General features: G+C 74.2%; 10 protein-coding genes. 7 read left to right on the plus strand and 3 right to left on the minus strand.

The window, feature by feature from the left end; translation table 11 throughout:
• The first annotated feature begins 161 nt into the window (after positions 1-161).
• The 5 genes from pelF to moeZ all read left to right on the plus strand — a co-directional run bounded on the left by pelF (position 162) and on the right by moeZ (position 5888).
• Positions 162-1781, plus strand: a complete 1620-nt coding sequence (gene pelF / locus ACWGE1_RS14815) for a GT4 family glycosyltransferase PelF (RefSeq protein WP_453420920.1) — start codon at positions 162-164, stop codon at positions 1779-1781.
• Positions 1778-2758, plus strand: coding sequence for a hypothetical protein (locus ACWGE1_RS14820; protein WP_453420890.1), 981 nt, complete (start codon positions 1778-1780; stop codon positions 2756-2758). Before pelF ends, ACWGE1_RS14820 begins: the two co-directional genes overlap by 4 nt.
• Before the next feature lie 134 nt (positions 2759-2892).
• Complete coding sequence (locus ACWGE1_RS14825; RefSeq protein ID WP_453420891.1) at positions 2893-3903, plus strand: NAD-dependent epimerase/dehydratase; 1011 nt, start codon at positions 2893-2895, stop codon at positions 3901-3903.
• Positions 3891-4646, plus strand: a complete 756-nt coding sequence (locus ACWGE1_RS14830; protein WP_453420892.1) for a spherulation-specific family 4 protein — start codon at positions 3891-3893, stop codon at positions 4644-4646. The genes ACWGE1_RS14825 and ACWGE1_RS14830 overlap by 13 nt, the downstream gene beginning before the upstream one ends.
• A gap of 63 nt (positions 4647-4709) precedes the next feature.
• Positions 4710-5888, plus strand: coding sequence for an adenylyltransferase/sulfurtransferase MoeZ (gene moeZ / locus ACWGE1_RS14835; protein ID WP_453420893.1), 1179 nt, complete (start codon positions 4710-4712; stop codon positions 5886-5888).
• Positions 5889-5948: 60 nt separating this feature from the next.
• On the opposite strand, the gene ACWGE1_RS14840 is transcribed toward moeZ, so the two are convergent.
• The 3 genes from ACWGE1_RS14840 to ACWGE1_RS14850 form a co-directional block, all read right to left on the minus strand.
• On the minus strand, positions 5949-7544 hold the full coding sequence (locus ACWGE1_RS14840; protein WP_453420894.1) for an alpha/beta hydrolase: 1596 nt from the start codon (positions 7542-7544) through the stop codon (positions 5949-5951).
• Positions 7545-7614: 70 nt separating this feature from the next.
• Entirely contained in the window at positions 7615-8889 is a 1275-nt protein-coding gene (locus ACWGE1_RS14845) for an SUKH-4 family immunity protein (RefSeq protein ID WP_453420895.1), read from the minus strand.
• Between the two features lie 101 nt (positions 8890-8990).
• Positions 8991-11804, minus strand: coding sequence for a flippase-like domain-containing protein (locus tag ACWGE1_RS14850; protein WP_453420896.1), 2814 nt, complete (start codon positions 11802-11804; stop codon positions 8991-8993).
• Positions 11805-11962: 158 nt separating this feature from the next.
• On the opposite strand from ACWGE1_RS14850, the gene ACWGE1_RS14855 reads away from it, so the two are divergent.
• Positions 11963-12322, plus strand: a complete 360-nt coding sequence (locus ACWGE1_RS14855) for an MGMT family protein (protein ID WP_453420897.1) — start codon at positions 11963-11965, stop codon at positions 12320-12322.
• A gap of 183 nt (positions 12323-12505) precedes the next feature.
• The gene (locus ACWGE1_RS14860; protein ID WP_453420921.1) at positions 12506-16045 is read left to right on the plus strand and encodes an ATP-dependent helicase; all 3540 of its coding nucleotides are present in this window, start codon (positions 12506-12508) and stop codon (positions 16043-16045) included.
• Positions 16046-16088 lie beyond the last annotated feature (43 nt).

A 16088-nucleotide genomic window follows, 5' to 3' on the forward strand; every position in this document is an offset into this window, starting at 1 on the left:
GCCTGTTTCTTTTTTTAAAACTACACAGCCACTCTACCCCCCTCGGGGGGGCGCCAGGCACCCCCGCCCGCCCCCCCTTCGGCATATCCGCTTGAGTTCTCCCGCGGCGGGTCGCCTGACCGAATGGCGACCGCCTGAACGGGAGAACGGGGGTGCCACTCGTGCGGATCGGACTGCTCACGGAAGGTGGTTATCCGTATGCGACGGGAGAGGCGAGGCTGTGGTGCGACCGGCTCGTGCGCGGGCTCCCGCAGCACGAGTTCGAGATCTACGCACTGAGCCGCAGCGCCGAGCAGGAGCGCGCACGGATCCTCCTGCCCGAGCACGTCATCCGGGTCCGCACGGCCCCCCTGTGGGCCCCCGCCGACGACGGTCGGACCCACTCCCGGCGTGAGCGCCGGCGGTTCGTCGAATCCTTCCGGGAGCTGGTCCACGGGATCTGCGCCGGTCAGCCGCAGCCCTTCGCCGCCGGGCTGTACGGGCTCGCCGGACTCGCCCGCGAACAGGGCGGGATGTACGCCGCACTGCGCTCCGAGTCCGCGGTGCGGGCCCTGGAGGCCGCCTGCCGGGCGCCGGGCGCGGCACGCACCGTACGGACGGCGCAGGTGGGCGACCTGCTGGAGTTCGTCGACGAACTGGAAGCCATGCTGCGGCCGTTGTCCCTCGACTGGTACGAGGAGAACGCCCAGGCCGGCGGTCTCGGCGAGGCGGACATCTGCCACGCGGCCGCGGGCGGCGTGGCGGCGCTCCCCGGACTCCTGGCCAAACGCTTCTTCGGGGTCCCGCTCCTGGTCACCGAGTACGGGGTCCAGCTCCGGGCCCACTACCTGGCGCAGCTCGACACCCGCAGCGAGCCGGAGACCCGCCCCGCCGTACGGGCCCTGCTCGCGGCCTTCCACCTGCGGCTGGCCACCGAGATCTACACCCGCGCCGACTTCCTGACCCCCGGGAACGCGCACGCCCGGCGCTGGCAGGAGCGGTGCGGCGCCCCCCGGGAACGGCTGCGGACCGTCTATCCCGGGATGGAGGCGGACCGATTCGCCACCGTCGGGGAGGCCGCGGACTGCGGGGACCCCGACACGCTGGTGTGGGTCGGCCGGGTGGAGCCCGCCAAGGACCTCATCGCCCTGCTGCACGCCTTCGCCGAGGTCCGCCGGGCCGCGCCGGACACCCGGCTGCGGATCTTCGCGACCGCCGTGGCTCCCGGCTACCTCGCCGACTGCCGGTCCCTGGCGGCCCAGCTGTTCCCCGACGAGGCGGCCGACTCGGTCACCGCCGGGGAGAACCCGGTCACCTTCGAGGAGATCGGCGGACCCGACGCCCCCACCACGGCCGAGGCGTACGGCGCCGGGCGCGTCGTCGTGCTGTCCTCCGTGATCGAGGGCTTCCCCGTCACCCTCGCCGAGGCGATGCTCTGCGGGCGCGCCACCGTCTCCACCGACGTCGGCGCGGTCTGCGAGGTCATCGGGGGCACCGGGCTCGTGGTCCCGCCGCGCAATCCCCGGGCGCTCGCCGAGGCATGCCTGTCCCTGCTGCAGGACCCCGAGCGGGCGCAGCGGCTCGGCGCCGCCGCCCGGGCGCGGGCCCTGGAGCTCTTCACCGTCGAGCAGAACGTGGCCGCCTTCCAGGAGATCTACCTGCGGCTGCTGGCCAGGGGCTCCGCGCGACCGGACGGCGGGATCCCCTTCGCCCGGCCCCCGGAAGCCCGGGTGCCCGGCCACTGGACCAGCCCGACCTGGGCCAAGCCCGTCCCGGACTCGACCTCGGAGGCTGCCGTATGACCACCGTCGATCCCGAGATCTCGGCCCCGCCGAACCCGGCCCCGCCGACGTCGGAGGCGCGGGCGTCAGGGGGCGTCACCCCCGGCAACGAGGCCGGAGCTGCCGGCGGGGCGGCTGTGAAGCCGACCCGGCGGCGGGGCGGCGGGGATCCCGTCAAGGCCCTGCTGCACCGGCACCGGGACCTGTGCGAGCGGGCCGTGGACCCGCTGGAGATCGCCGCCGGGCTGGAGGCCCGCGGCATCACCGACCGCACCGCCGCCCGGTTCCGCCACCGGGACGTCTTCTCGCTCGCCGAGGAGCTGTACGCGCGCAGCCCCCACGAGGAGGTCGCCGCCGCCGCGCCCACCCTGGTCCCGGCCGGCCCGTCCGCCTTACGAGCCTTCGGCTACGCAACTCTGCCCGGCGCCCTCGCCTGCGCCGCGGCCGCCACCGGGCAGGCATGGGCCGGGGCCGCAGCCGCGGCCGCCGTCGTCGCCGCCCTGGTGCGGCCCGGGCGGGTGGCCGGGGGTCGGTTCCCCTACGCGGCGCACCTGCTGGCCGCGGCCGTCGTCGGCTGGGCCGTGCACCGGCACGGCACCGCTCTCGCGGTGGGCCTCGCCCTGGCCGTCGCCCCCGGGCACCTGGCCGCGGTCGCCTTCGCCGCCGGGGCCAGGGCCCGCATCGACGGGAGCCGCGTCCTGGAGGACTTCGCGGACCGGGCCCGCCCGCTCCTGCTGGCGGTCGTCGCCGTGTTCACCGGGGCCGCCGCCGGGGCTGCCGTGCTCGCCGGAACACCGATCCCGGTGGCCGTGCCGCTCGCCCTGCTGCTGTTCCTGACCCGGCTGCTGCTCCGCCACGGTGCCCACCGCGCACCCGTCGCGGCCGCCCTCGCCCTCGCCCTGATCCCCGTCCCGGCGGCGGCTCCCGCCGCCGCGGCCGGACTCCTCGTACACGCCGTGCTCGCCCTGGCCCGCGCGTCCGCGCATGCGCGGCCCTGACGTCCCCGGGACGTCCCCAGACCTTCGGAGCCGACGCCGAGGCGCTTTACCCGTACCCCGCCCACCCGTCCGTCCACCCGCCCGCAAGGAGAAACAGACATGACCGGCCAGCCAACCAACCAAGGGGTCACGCGATGAGGGTGCTGCTGATCGGAGCCAACGGATACCTCGGCCGCTACGTCGCCGACCGGCTGCTCGCCGACCCCGCCGTCCAGCTCACCGCGCTCGGCCGCGGCGACGACGCCGACGTCCGCTTCGACCTCGCCACCGGCAGTCCCGGTGCGCTCACCCGTTTCCTCGACGCCGTCCACCCGGGCGTCGTCATCAACTGCGCCGGAGCCACCCGGGGCGGGGCCCGGGAACTCACCCGGCACAACACCGTCGCCGTCGCGACGATCTGCGAGTCGCTGCGCCGCAGCGGCTGCGGGGCCCGGCTGGTGCAGCTGGGCTGCGCCGCCGAGTACGGGCCCAGCCAGCCCGGATCGTCCACGGCCGAGGACGCCGTGCCGAGACCCGGAGGGCCGTACGGGGTGAGCAAGCTGGCCGCCACCGAGCTGGTCCTGGGCTCCGGACTGGATGCCGTCGTCCTGCGGATCTTCTCGCCCGTCGGCCCCGGCACCCCCGCCGGATCCCCGCTCGGTCGGCTCGCCGAGGCCATGCGCCGCGCGATGCAGGCGGGCGACGGCGAGCTGAAGCTCAGCGGGCTCGGCGTGCAGCGCGACTTCGTGGACGTGCGGGACGTGGCGCGCGCCGTGCACGCCGCCTCCCTGTCCGCCGCCCAGGGCGTGGTCAACATCGGCACCGGCCGGGCGGTCCGGCTGCGCGACGCGGCCGCGGTGCTGGCCCGGGTCGCCGGGTACGGAGGGGCCCTGCACGAGCTGGACGTACCGCACGGCGGACCCCAGCAGTCGCACGGGCACCCGGGCCGCCCGACCGGGCTCGCCACCATCGGCTCCCCCCGCTCCGAGGCCACCGCCGAACAGATCGCCGCCGCGGCCCCGCAGCCGTACCCCTACCCGGACGGCTGCGGGGCCTGGCAGCAGGCGGACGTCCGTACCGCCCGGGACCGGCTCGGCTGGCGGCCCCGGATCAACCTGGAGGAATCCCTCGCGGACATCTGGATGGAGGCGGCGTGCCGCATCTGACGACCCCGCCGGGGGCCATGACCGCCGCCTCGACCGAGGCCGGCCGCCTCGGCCTGGGCATCCCCGGCTACGCGCACCCGCTGCTCGCCCCCGTCGAGTGGGCCGAGCTGACCCGCCCCGGCACCCCCCTGCACTGGGCCGTGCTGAACGTCGCGGACGGCCCGGGCGGGCGGCCCGATCCGCACTGCACGGAAGCGGCCGCGAAGCTGCGGCGCGCCGGCAGCACGGTCCTCGGTCATCTCGCGATGCGACACGGGTCGCGGTCGTTCGGGGAGTTGATCTCCGACGCGCACCGCTTCCGCGACTGGTACGGGGTCGGCGGCTTCTACCTCGCCGGGGCCCCGGCGGGCAGGGCGCAGCTGGCCCCGGTGCAGCGGGTCGTCGACACCCTGCGCAGCCTGGGCGGGGACCTGCGGATCGTGCTCGGGCACGGCACGCACCCGTACGAGGGCTATGCGGAGGTCGCCGACCAGCTGGTCACCTTCTCCGGGAGCTGGTCCGACTACCGCTGGTCGCAGGTGGCGGAGTGGACGGCCGACCATCCGGCGGAGCGCTTCTGCCACCTGGTCCACGGGGTGCCGCGCACGCATCTGGAAGAGGCGATGAGGGTCGCCCGGTGGCAGGGAGCGGGCACGATCTGGTTCACCGACCGGATCGGGGCGCGCGGCAGTGACCCGTGGGCGTCAATGCCCGCTTACTGGGACGAAATCGTCTCAAGGATCGGGACAGGTGTCTTGGAATGAAGACGGGCGTGGCAGTGTTACGGAGAGAACCACCGTTAAGACGTAACCATCTACGGAGTCCCCGTGTCGCTGCCACCCCTGGTCGAGCCAGCTGCTGAGCTCACCGTTGACGAGGTCCGTCGGTATTCCCGCCACCTGATCATCCCGGATGTCGGGATGGACGGCCAGAAGCGCCTGAAGAACGCCAAGGTGCTGGCCGTGGGCGCGGGCGGCCTCGGCTCGCCCGCCCTCATGTACCTTGCCGCGGCCGGCGTCGGCACGCTGGGCATCGTGGAGTTCGACGAGGTCGACGAGTCGAACCTGCAGCGCCAGATCATCCACAGCCAGGCGGACATCGGCCGTTCCAAGGCCGAGTCGGCCCGCGACAGCGTGCTGGGCATCAACCCGTACGTGAACGTGGTCCTTCACGAAGAGCGGCTCGAGGCCGAGAACGTGATGGAGATCTTCAGCCAGTACGACCTCATCGTCGACGGCACGGACAACTTCGCCACGCGCTACCTGGTGAACGACGCCTGCGTGTTGCTGAACAAGCCGTACGTGTGGGGCTCGATCTACCGCTTCGACGGCCAGGCCTCGGTCTTCTGGTCCGAGCACGGCCCGTGCTACCGCTGCCTCTACCCGGAGCCCCCGCCGCCGGGCATGGTCCCGAGCTGCGCCGAGGGCGGCGTGCTGGGCGTGCTCTGCGCGTCCATCGGGTCCATCCAGGTCACCGAGGCCATCAAGGTCCTCACGGGTGTCGGCGAGCCGCTGGTCGGCCGTCTGATGATCTACGACGCCCTGGAGATGCAGTACCGCCAGGTCAAGGTCCGCAAGGACCCGGACTGCGCGGTCTGCGGTCCGAACGCGACCGTCACCGAGCTCATCGACTACGAGGCCTTCTGCGGCGTCGTGTCGGAGGAGGCCCAGGAGGCGGCCGCCGGTTCGACGATCACTCCCAAGCAGCTCAAGGAGTGGATCGACACCGACGAGCCCATCGAGATCATCGACGTCCGCGAGATCAACGAGTACGAGATCGTCTCGATCCCCGGCGCGAAGCTGATCCCCAAGGGCGAGTTCCTGATGGGCACCGCCCTGCAGGACCTGCCGCAGGACAAGCGCATCGTCCTGCACTGCAAGACGGGTGTCCGCAGTGCGGAAGTCCTCGCGGTCCTGAAGTCCGCGGGCTTCTCCGACGCGGTGCACGTCGGCGGCGGCGTCATCGGCTGGGTCCACCAGATCGAGCCCGACAAGCCGGTCTACTAGCAGTCACCCGACGGGGCCGTACCGCGCGAGCGGGGTACGGCCCCGTCGGCGTTCGCCGGATCAGGCGCCCGTCGGCGGCTCCGGCGCCACCGGGGTCCCCGTGGCGTCCGGGCCCGCGGTGCAGACGGTGCCCGCCGCGGGCGTCTTCCCGTCCAGCAGGTAGGTGTTGACCTTCTCCTGCACGCACGGGTCGCCGCTGTTGTACGCGCCGTGTCCCTCGCCCTTGTAGGTGAGCTCCGTGCCCACGCCCGGGCCGAGCCGCTCCACCATCTTGCGCGCACCTTCGTACGGGGTGGCCGGGTCGCCGGTGTTGCCGATGACCAGGATCGGGTCGGAGCCCGGCGCGGAGACGTCGGGGGTGTCCGAGAGGCCGGGGACCGGCCAGCCGGTGCAGCCCAGCATGGCCCAGCCGATGTAGTTCCCGAAGACGGGCGAGGCCGCGCGGAAGGCCGGCAGTCCGGCCTTCGTCTGTTCCAGGGTGTAGCGATTCTTGTCGTCCACGCAGTTGATGGCGGCGTTGGCCGCACCGAGGTTGCTGTAACGCCCTTGCTGGTCCCGGCCGTTGATCGCGTCCGACAGGGCCATCAGCAGCTGCCCCTGACCGCCCTCCGCCTCGTCGAGGCCCTGTTCCAGCAGCGGCCACAACTCCTTGGAGTACAGGGCCTGCGCGATGCCGCCGGTCGCCTGGGTCTCGGTGAGCTTCCGGTCCCCGATGCCGGGGATGGGCTTGGCGGCCAGGGACTGCTGCAGCTTGATGATGTCGGCCTCGATCTCCTTGGGCGTGCTGCCCCGGAGCCGGCACTCGTCCCCGCGGTCCACGCAGTCCTGGGCGAAGTTGTTGAGCGCGAGCTGGAAGCCCTTGGCCTGGGCCAGCGCGCTCTCCTCGGAGGTCTTGGTCGGGTCCACGACGGCGTCGAAGACGGCCCGGCCGACGTTCTTGGGGAAGAGGTGGGCGTAGACCCCGCCGAGCTCGGTGCCGTAGGAGATGCCGAAGTAGTTCAACTTCTCGTCGCCGAGGGCCTGGCGGATGCGGTCCAGGTCGCGGGCGGCGTTCTCGGTGCCGACGTGGGCGAGGAGCTTGTCCGAGTTCTTCTTGCAGGCCTCCTGGTACTTCCTGATGTTGTCGATGAAGGCCTTCTCCTCCTCGGGGGTCTCGGGGGAGGAGTCCTCGGTGAAGTACTGGTCCAGTTCCTTGTCGCTCTCGCACAGGACCGGGGAACTGCCGCCCACCCCGCGGGGGTCGAAGCTGACCAGGTCGTACCGGGCGCGCAGGGCCTCGTACTCCTTGGCGGCGCCGGGAAGCGTACTGATCCCGGAGCCTCCGGGGCCGCCGAAGTTGAAGACCAGCGAGCCCAGCCGGTTCTTCTGGTCGCGCGCCTTGGCCCGGATCAGCGCGATCGGGATCGTCTCGCCCTCGGGCTTCGCGTAGTCGAGCGGAACGTCGAGGGTGGCGCACTGCCAGTCCTTGGGCGGGGCCTGACCACCGCCCTGGGCGGCGGTCGGGGCGTCGCAGTCACCCCACTTCAGGGGCTTGACCTCCGGGGTGCCGTCGGCCGCCGTCTTCTGCCCGTCGCCGTCGTCGGAGCAGGCGGCCGTGGCGAGCAGCGCGGCGGAGATCGCGGCGGCGGTGGTGACCCGCCAGGCGTGTGTCGGCATGTCCCCATCCTGTGGGCCCTCCGCCGACCCCGCCCGCGCGCTGACCCGAACGGGGGGTCGCGCGCGGGCGTCAGTAGCCGTACACGCTCAGTTCCGTGATGGCGGCGAAGAGGTGCTCCCAGACCTCCGCCGCGGGGGAACCGACGGCCGTCGCCCCGGGATCGATCGCCTCCACGGCGTCGAGGAAGGCCCGGACCCCGTCCTCGGCCGGGTACGACGACCAGCAGGCGCCCATGTACCGGCGCACGCCGTCGAGCAGCCCGACGAACGCCGCCACGTCCCGGGCCAACGGGACGACGGACCCGGCCCCCTGGGACAGGTGGACCCGGCCGGTGAGGCGGTGGACGAAGACGGGACCCGGAGCCGTGTGACCGAAGTCGAAGGTCCCCAGGTGCAGGAGGTCGTCGCCCGCTTCCGGGGCCTGCGCGCCCGCCGGCCGCAGCAGCTGCGGGGCGACGGCGAACGAGCTGACGCCCGCGGCCCAGTGGCGCGGCAGCCCGACCCCGCTCAGGAACTCCCGGGTGGCCGGGTGCTCCAGCGCGTCCGGTAGCTCCTCGCGCGGGACGCGGGTGACCCGGGCGTCGCCGAAGGTCCGGCCGAGGGCGGCCGCGGTCAGCGGTCCGGAGCCGCGCGTGCCCGGGCGGAACCACGCGGTGCCCCCGGCCGACTCCCACGAGGAGGTGTCGGCAGCGCCCCGGGGCCAGTGGGCGAGGGCCGCGGCGTTCTCCTCCACCACGACGATGCCGCGTGCCTCGGAGAACAAGTAGCGGCCGCCGCCGAGCGGGACCGGCTCCTCCCAGGTGCCGGGGCAGTGCAGCGCCCAGCCCTCCTCGTCCCCGTCGAAGAGCCACGGGCCGTCCGGCTCCGCCTCGTCCCGCTCCACCGCCTCGCCGTCGGCGGGCGCGGGCAGCCGGCGTCCCGTCCCCAGGTCGAACCAGGCGTCCGCGCACCACAGGGCCCACACCTTCAAGGCCGCGCGCCCGTCCAGTTCGTACACCTCGGCGGTGTGGTCGCCACTGAGGTTCGGCTCCGCCACGTACGCGCCGACGGGCCGCCACCAGGCCCACACCGTCCGCCAGGGCAGCCCGGGTTCGGCCTCGGCGACGCGGGCGGCGTAGTCGTGGTGCCCGAGCACGGTCGCGGCGAAGTGCAACCAGGAGGCGAACTCCGCCCGTCCCACGTCCGCCCGTCCGAAGACGGCCTCGGCCTGGGTGAACACCTCACGCCCGATGCCGTCCTGCCCGACGGCCCCGCTCCGCAGCGCGGCGCGGTCCGCGCCCAGCACCGCGGCCGGATCGTCCAACGGCGGGTGGCTGTCGTGCTCTTCTCTCCTGGCCGCTCTCATGGCCGCATGCTGTCACCCGGGTCGGACACCGCCCACGCCGGACGGTTCTCACCGGCGCCGTCGCTACCGGCCGGGGCCGGATCCGCGGGCCGGGCCGGAGGCTAAATGGCTTCCTTGCGGGTCAGGAAGTTGAACGAGATCCACCCCGGCAGCACCGGCAGCCAGAAGGTCATCAGGCGGAACAGCAGCACCGCCGAGATCGCGACCTCCTTCTCCAGGCCCGCCGCGATCAGCCCGAGGGTCAGCGTGGTCTCCACCGCGCCCATACCGCCCGGTGTCGGCGCCGCCGACCCCAGCGCGTTGCCCGCAAGGAACACCACTGCGATGCTCGCGTAGCTGATGGCCTCGCCGCCCCCGAACGCGCGGATCGACGCGTCCAGGCACATCACGAAGCAGCCCGTCAGCAGCAGCATTCCGCCGATGCCGGTCACCAGCTTCTTCGGCCGCTGGAGCACGTCCAGCATGCGCGGCACGACGCCCGCGAACAGCGCCCGTACCCGCGTCACCACGAACTTCCGCAGGAACGGGACCGCCGTCACCACCAGCACCAGTACGGCCACCGTCAGCAGACCCGCGATGACCGCCCGGGACGGGGTCATCTCCGGCGTCTTCTCGGTTCCGGTCAGATAGCCGAAGGACAGCAGCAGCACGATGTGGCTGGCCAGACCGAACAGCTGGGAGGCGCCCACGCTCGCGACCGCCAGGCCGGGCCGGACCCCCGCCCGCTGCAGGAACCGCGTGTTCAGGGCGACGCCGCCGACGGCCGCCGGAGCCACCAGCTTCACGAACGACCCGGCCACCTGCGCGACCACGGTCCGCAGGAACGGCACCCGCTCCGGAACGAAACCCAGCAGGCTCATCGCCGCCGCGAAGTACGTCAGCGCCGAGAAGGCGAGGGCCGCCCCGACCCAGCCCCACTGGGCCTCGCCGATGACGGTCGCGAAGTCCACGTGGGCGAGCTGCGTGAGCAGGAAGTACGCGCCGAACGCGCCCGCGATGAACGAGACCAGCGTGCGCGGCCGGATCCGCTCCAGCCGGGCCGGCTCCACCGGCGCCTGCGGACGGATCAGCAGCACCTGGTGGCGGATCTGGGTCAGCAGATCCTCCTCGCGCGCCCCGTCCAGCGCATCCTCCAGGGCCTTCTTCTCGGCCTTGCGGTCGGCCGCGGCCGACGCGGAGACCGGGGCGGTGCCGTGGGCGGACTCCGCCTCGCGCGCCGCCTTCGCGGCCCGCGAGGACTCCAGTACGGCCTCCCGCTGCCGCTCGGCCCGCTCCCGGGCCAGCTTGCGCAGGGTCGCCCGGGTGGAACGGCTCAGCGCGATCGGCTGGAGCAGCGGCAGGCAGTCCGCCACCGCGTCCGGGCCGAGCACCGACACGGCCGAGGCCACCGCGCGCTCCGCGCCGACCCGCAGACCGACCGTGGTCAGCAGCTGTGCGATGTCCATCCGGAGCACCAGATCGCCCGCGGCGATCTCACCGCCGCGCAGGTCGGTCAGGATGACATTGCCGGAACGATCCACCACCAGGGCGTCCCCGGTGAGCCGGCGGTGCGCGATCCGCCGCGACTGCAGGGCCCGCACCTGCTCCCACGTGTGGTGGATCAGCTCGTCGGTGATCTCCTCGTCGGCGAGGGCGTCGAACGTGCGGACGTCGAGGTGCTCGTACACGAGCATCACCGCGTCCGGACCGAGCTCGGAGGTGGCGATCAGCTTCGGCGCGTTCGCCCCGGCCGCGATGGCCGCGTACGCGAGGAGCGCCTCCTGCTCCAGCGCCTGGCGCAGCGACTGCAGACTGCGGCCGGTGGTGATGCCGCGCAGGGTGAGCCGGCGCCAGACCCGGTAGAAGAAGCCGTGCGCCTGCTGCTCGCGGTCGACGATCGTGACGTCGAGCGGCGGCCCGTCCTCCAGGGTCACGTGGTAGCGGCGGCCCCGGTCGTTGGCCTCGGACGGCTCGGGACCCTCGGGCAGCTCGGCGCGCATCGCGCTGACGGGCTGGAAGCCGACGCGGCGCAGGCCCGCGAGGAGGTGCTGCCCGGTGGGGCGCACGTTGGGCGAGCCGACGGCGTACAGGGTGCCGTAGGCGACGCTCCAGCCGATCAGCACGGTGAGGATGATCGAGAAGGGGGTGGTGTACCCGTTGACCAGCATGGCCAGGGCGTTGAGCAGCAGGACCACCCACAGGGCGACGCGCCAGTGGGGTCTGCGGGTCATGCCGACCGCAGTCATGTAGGCGATGACGGGCGCGAGGTAGCCGTGGACCGGATCGGTGAGGGTCCCGCCGCCCGCGGAGCGGGTGAGGGCGTCCTGAATGGTGTCGGGGGCGGCCTGCGAGACCCACAGGTCGGTGGCGAGGGTGACGCCGTGCGCGAGGACGGCGGCGAGCACGCCGTCGGCGATGCGCAGCCCGTCGCGTTTGATCAGGCGCTCGATGGCGAAGGCGACGGGCAGCAGCAGCACCGCGATGCTGGACGCCAGCGCGGCGACCTTGATCAACAAGGCGGGCGCCTGGCCGGTGCCCTTGCTGATGTCCTCCTCCAGGCCGACGGTGGTGCCGTGGGCGAAGGCGGTGATGCCGAGGAGGAGGGCGATGCCGAGGATGCCGACGAGCAGGCGTACGAGGTCGGACGGCCGGTGCACGCGGGCGGCGAGCAGTGGTTCGTCGACCTCGACCCGGTCGGCGGGCGCGGAGGCGTGACCGTTCGCGGGTTCGGCCTCCGGGGCCTGGGCGTCCGGGGCCTGGGCGCCGGGGACCTCGGCGTCCGGGGCCCGGGCGGCGCGGGACTCGTCGGCCGGGTCGGCCCGGCCGTCGGGGCGCGGGGGCTCGGGGCGGGGCTCCGGGACGGGTTCGCGGCGGGAGGCGGGGCCGTCGTCAGGGCGTGCGCCGTCATCGGTCGCCGCGCCGTCCGGAGGGCTCACACCCTGCTCCTTCGTCGTCACATCCGTCTCTTCTTGATCACGTATCACCAGTCACCGCCCGGAAGATGGTGGCACGGACAGGCGGGCCCTCGGGGCATCAGGGTGCGCGCCGATACAGAAGCGCGATCTCCGCCGGAGCGGAGCCGGAGTACTGCACCATGTGCCGAATGAGTGAGGAGCTGCCCGCCTACGCGGAGCGCGTGCTGGAGGTGGCCGAGCGTATTCCGCCCGGCCGGGTGATGACATACGGGGACGTCGCCGAGTGGCTCGGCGAGGGAGGGCCGCGTCAAGTCGGGCGTGTCATGGCCCTGTACGGGGGAGCCGTGCCCTGGTGGCGGGTGGTGCGGGCGGACGGCCTGCCGCTGCCCGGCAGCGAGCCGCGCGCCCTGGAGCACTACCGGACCGAGGCCACCCCGCTGCGCCTGACGACGGGCGGCGAGCCGCGGCTGGACATGCGCCGGGCGCGCTGGGACGGATCCCCCGGACAGGACGGCGGGCGCGACGAGGCTCACACCTGACAGCTTCGGCCATGCAGGGCCCGGACGGGCGATCGAGCGACGATCCGAACGCCCGTCCGGGCTACCCGGGGGGACTGCGCGGCGCGGTCCGGTTGGCGTAGCGTTGCCCCTTCGGCTTCCGCGAGAGCGGTCACGCCGGCACCGCCACACCCCGCAGACACACCAGGACCGGCACCCCACGTGATCACCTCTTCCTCGGACCGCACCGAACGGCGGCGTACGCGGACCCCCGACGCGTACCGCCTCGTGCGCACCGGGTCGCAGCGGGTGGATCCTCCTGTGCTGGACGCAGCGCAGCGGGCCGTGGTTGACCACACCCGCGGACCGCTGCTGGTCCTCGCCGGACCGGGCACCGGGAAGACGACCACGCTGGTCGAGGCCGTGACCGCCCGGGTGGAAGCGGGCGCCGACCCCGCCCGGATCCTCATCCTCACCTTCAGCCGCAAGGCCGCGGTGGAACTCCGCGACCGGGCCGCCCTGCGCCTCGGCGGCGCGCGCGCACCGCAGGCCACCACCTTCCACTCCTTCTGCTACGGACTGGTCCGCGCCCACCAGGACACCGACCTCTTCGCCGACCCGCTGCGGCTGCTGTCCGGCCCCGAGCAGGACGTGATGGTCCGCACCCTCCTGGAGGGCCAGCGCCGGATCCGCTCCATCCGCTGGCCGGACGACCTGAGGGCCGCGCTGACCACGCGCGGGTTCGCCGACGAGGTCAGGGCGGTCCTCGCCCGCGCCCGCGAGCTGGGCCTGGGCCCGAACGCCCTGGCCGACTTCGCCGACCGCATCGGCCGCCCGGACTGGAAGGCGGCGGCGGCCTTCCTCTCCGAATACCTCGACGTCCTCGACATGCAGGGCACGCTGGACTACGCGGAGCTCCTGCACCGGGCGGTGCTCCTCGCGGAACGCACGCCGGCCCTCGCCTCCGCCTACGACGCGATCTTCGTCGACGAGTACCAGGACACGGACGCCTCGCAGCTGCGGCTGCTGCGGGCCCTGACCGGCCCGGGCGGCACGCTGATCGCCTTCGGCGACCCCGACCAGTCGATCTACGCCTTCCGTGGCGCCGACATCAACAACATCCTGGACTTCGAGTCGGCCTTCCCGGGCGCGCGGGTCAGGGCGCTGACCGTCGGCCGCCGCTCGGGCGCGGCCCTCCTGGCAGCCACCCGGCTGCTCACCACCCGGATGCCGGTGCCGCGGCTGCCGGCCGAGGCGGTCCGCGCCCACCGCAACCTCGCACCGGTGCGGGAGGGCGGCCGGGTGGAGGTCTTCACGTACCCGACGGCGGGCGCCGAGTTGGACAACATCGCGGACATCCTGCGCCGGGCCCACCTGGAGGACGGCGTGCCGTGGCAGGACATGGCCGTCCTGGTCCGCGCCGGCGGCCGCACCCTCCCGGCGATGCGCCGCGCGCTGATCTCGGCAGGGGTCCCGGTCGAAACGGACGGCACGGACACCCCCCTGCGCCACGAACCGGCGGTCTCCCCCCTCCTGACGGCCCTGCGCGTAACGGCCACCTCGGCCGCCTCCACGACCCCCGAACCCCGGCCCACGCCGACCGCCCCGCAGCCGCCCGCAGGCGACGCGGGCGCGGGGCAGGCCCCGGCCGACCCCGCGGGAGCGGCCACGGATCCTGCGGGTCAGCCCGTTGTGGGCGGCGGCCTGCCGGTCGCCCCGGCCGGTCCGGAGGACCGGTCCCCGCTGGACGGCCCGGCGGCCGAGGCGCAGCCCACCGCAGGTGACGCGGTCCCGGGGCAGCCGCCCGCCGACGGCCCGGCACCGGCCGCGGATCTTGCCGGAGGCGAGCACGACGGCGTCGAGCCGGGTGCCGGGGCCGGCCCCGAGGACTTCGGCGTCACCGTCGAGGCCGCCCTCACCCTCCTCGCCTCCCCCCTCGGCGGCATGGACGCCGCCGACCTGCGGCGTCTCGGCCGCGCCCTGCGCGACGAGGAGCGCGCCGCGGGCGTCAAGGTGCCCGCGCCCTCCGACGTACTGCTCGCCCGCGCCCTCGCCGAGCCGGAGCGGCTCACCGCGCACGACCCCGCCTACGCCCGCGGCGCGCAGCGCCTCGGCCTGCTCCTGCGCAAGGCCCGTGAGCTGCTCCAGGGCGGCGGCACCGCCGAGGAGGCCCTCTGGGTCCTCTGGGACGGCACCCCCTGGCCGCAGCGGCTGGAGCGCAGCGCCCGCCGCGGCGGCGCGGCCGGCCGCAACGCCGACCGCGACCTCGACGCGGTCTGCGCCCTCTTCGACACCGCCGCCCGCGCCGAGGAGCGCACCGGCGGCAGCGGCGCCCTCAACTTCCTCGAACAACTGGAGGCGGAGGACATCGCCGCCGACACGTTGACGACCCGCGCCACCCGGTCCGACGCCGTCCGGCTGATGACCGCCCACCGCTCCAAGGGACTGGAGTGGTCCCTCGTCGTCGTAGCGGGCGTCCAGGAGGGCCTGTGGCCCGACCTCCGCCGCCGCGGCTCCCTCCTGGAGGCCGATCGCATCGGCCGTGACGGTCTCGCCGAGCCCCTCACCCCCGGCGCGCTGCTCGCCGAGGAGCGCCGGCTCTTCTACGTCGCCGCCACCCGCGCCCGCGAGCGCCTCGTCGTCACCGCCGTCAAGGCCCCCGCCGACGACGGCGACCAGCCCTCCCGCTTCCTCACCGAGCTCGGCGTCCCCCCGCGCGACGTCACCGGCCGCCCCCGCCGCCCCCTCGCCGTCGCCGCGCTCGTCGCCGAGCTGCGCGCCACCACCGTCGACCCCGACGCCTCGCCCGCCCTGCGCGACGCGGCCGCCCGGCGCCTGGCCCGCCTCGCCGCGCTCACGGACGACGAGGACCGCCCCCTGGTCCCCGCCGCGCACCCGCAGCGCTGGTGGGGCCTGTACGAGCCCACCCGCAGCAGCGTTCCGCTGCGCGACCGGGACCGGCCCGTCGCCCTGTCCGGCAGCGCCCTGGAGCAGCTCGCCAACACCTGCTCGCTCCAGTGGTTCCTCGGCCGCGAGGTCAAGGCCGACACCCCCTCCACCGCCGCCCAGGGCTTCGGCAACGTCGTCCACGTCCTCGCCGACGAGGTCGCCTCCGGCCGCACCCCCGCCGACCTGGCCGTCCTGATGGAACGCCTCGACTCGGTGTGGGACGCCCTCGCCTTCGACGCGCCCTGGAAGTCCCGCCAGGAGAAGGACAACGCCCGCGCCGCCCTGGAGCGCTTCCTGCGCTGGCACACCACCGACCGCGGGGGCCGCGAGGCCGTGGCCACGGAGCACGAGTTCGACGTCACACTCGAAGCCGGTGACGTCGCCGTGCGCATCCGGGGATCCATGGACCGGGTCGAAACGGACCCGCAGGGCCGTGCGTACGTCGTCGACTTCAAGACCGGCAAGTCCGCACCCACCCGGGACGAGGTCGCCCGCCACCCCCAGCTCGCCGTCTACCAGCTCGCCGTGCGCGAGGGCGCCGTCGACGAGGTCTTCGACGGCCTGCGCCCCGTCCCCGGCGGCGCCGAGCTCGTCCAGCTCCGCCAGGGCGCCGCGCAGCGCGAGGGCGGGGACGCGGTGCCCAAGGTCCAGGCCCAGCAGCCGCTCGACGGGGAGTGGGTCGGCGACCTGCTGGCCACCGCCGCCGGCCGGGTCCTGGACGAGCGGTTCGCGCCCGCCGCGGGCCGCCACTGCGACCACTGCTCCTTCCGCAGCTCGTGCAGCGCCCGCCCGGAGGGCCGCCAGACGGTGGAGTGAGCAGGGCGGTCGGGGTTGTCGGTGGGGGCGGCTAGCCTTTTTG

The sequence above is a fragment of the Streptomyces sp. NPDC054932 genome (assembly GCF_053610205.1).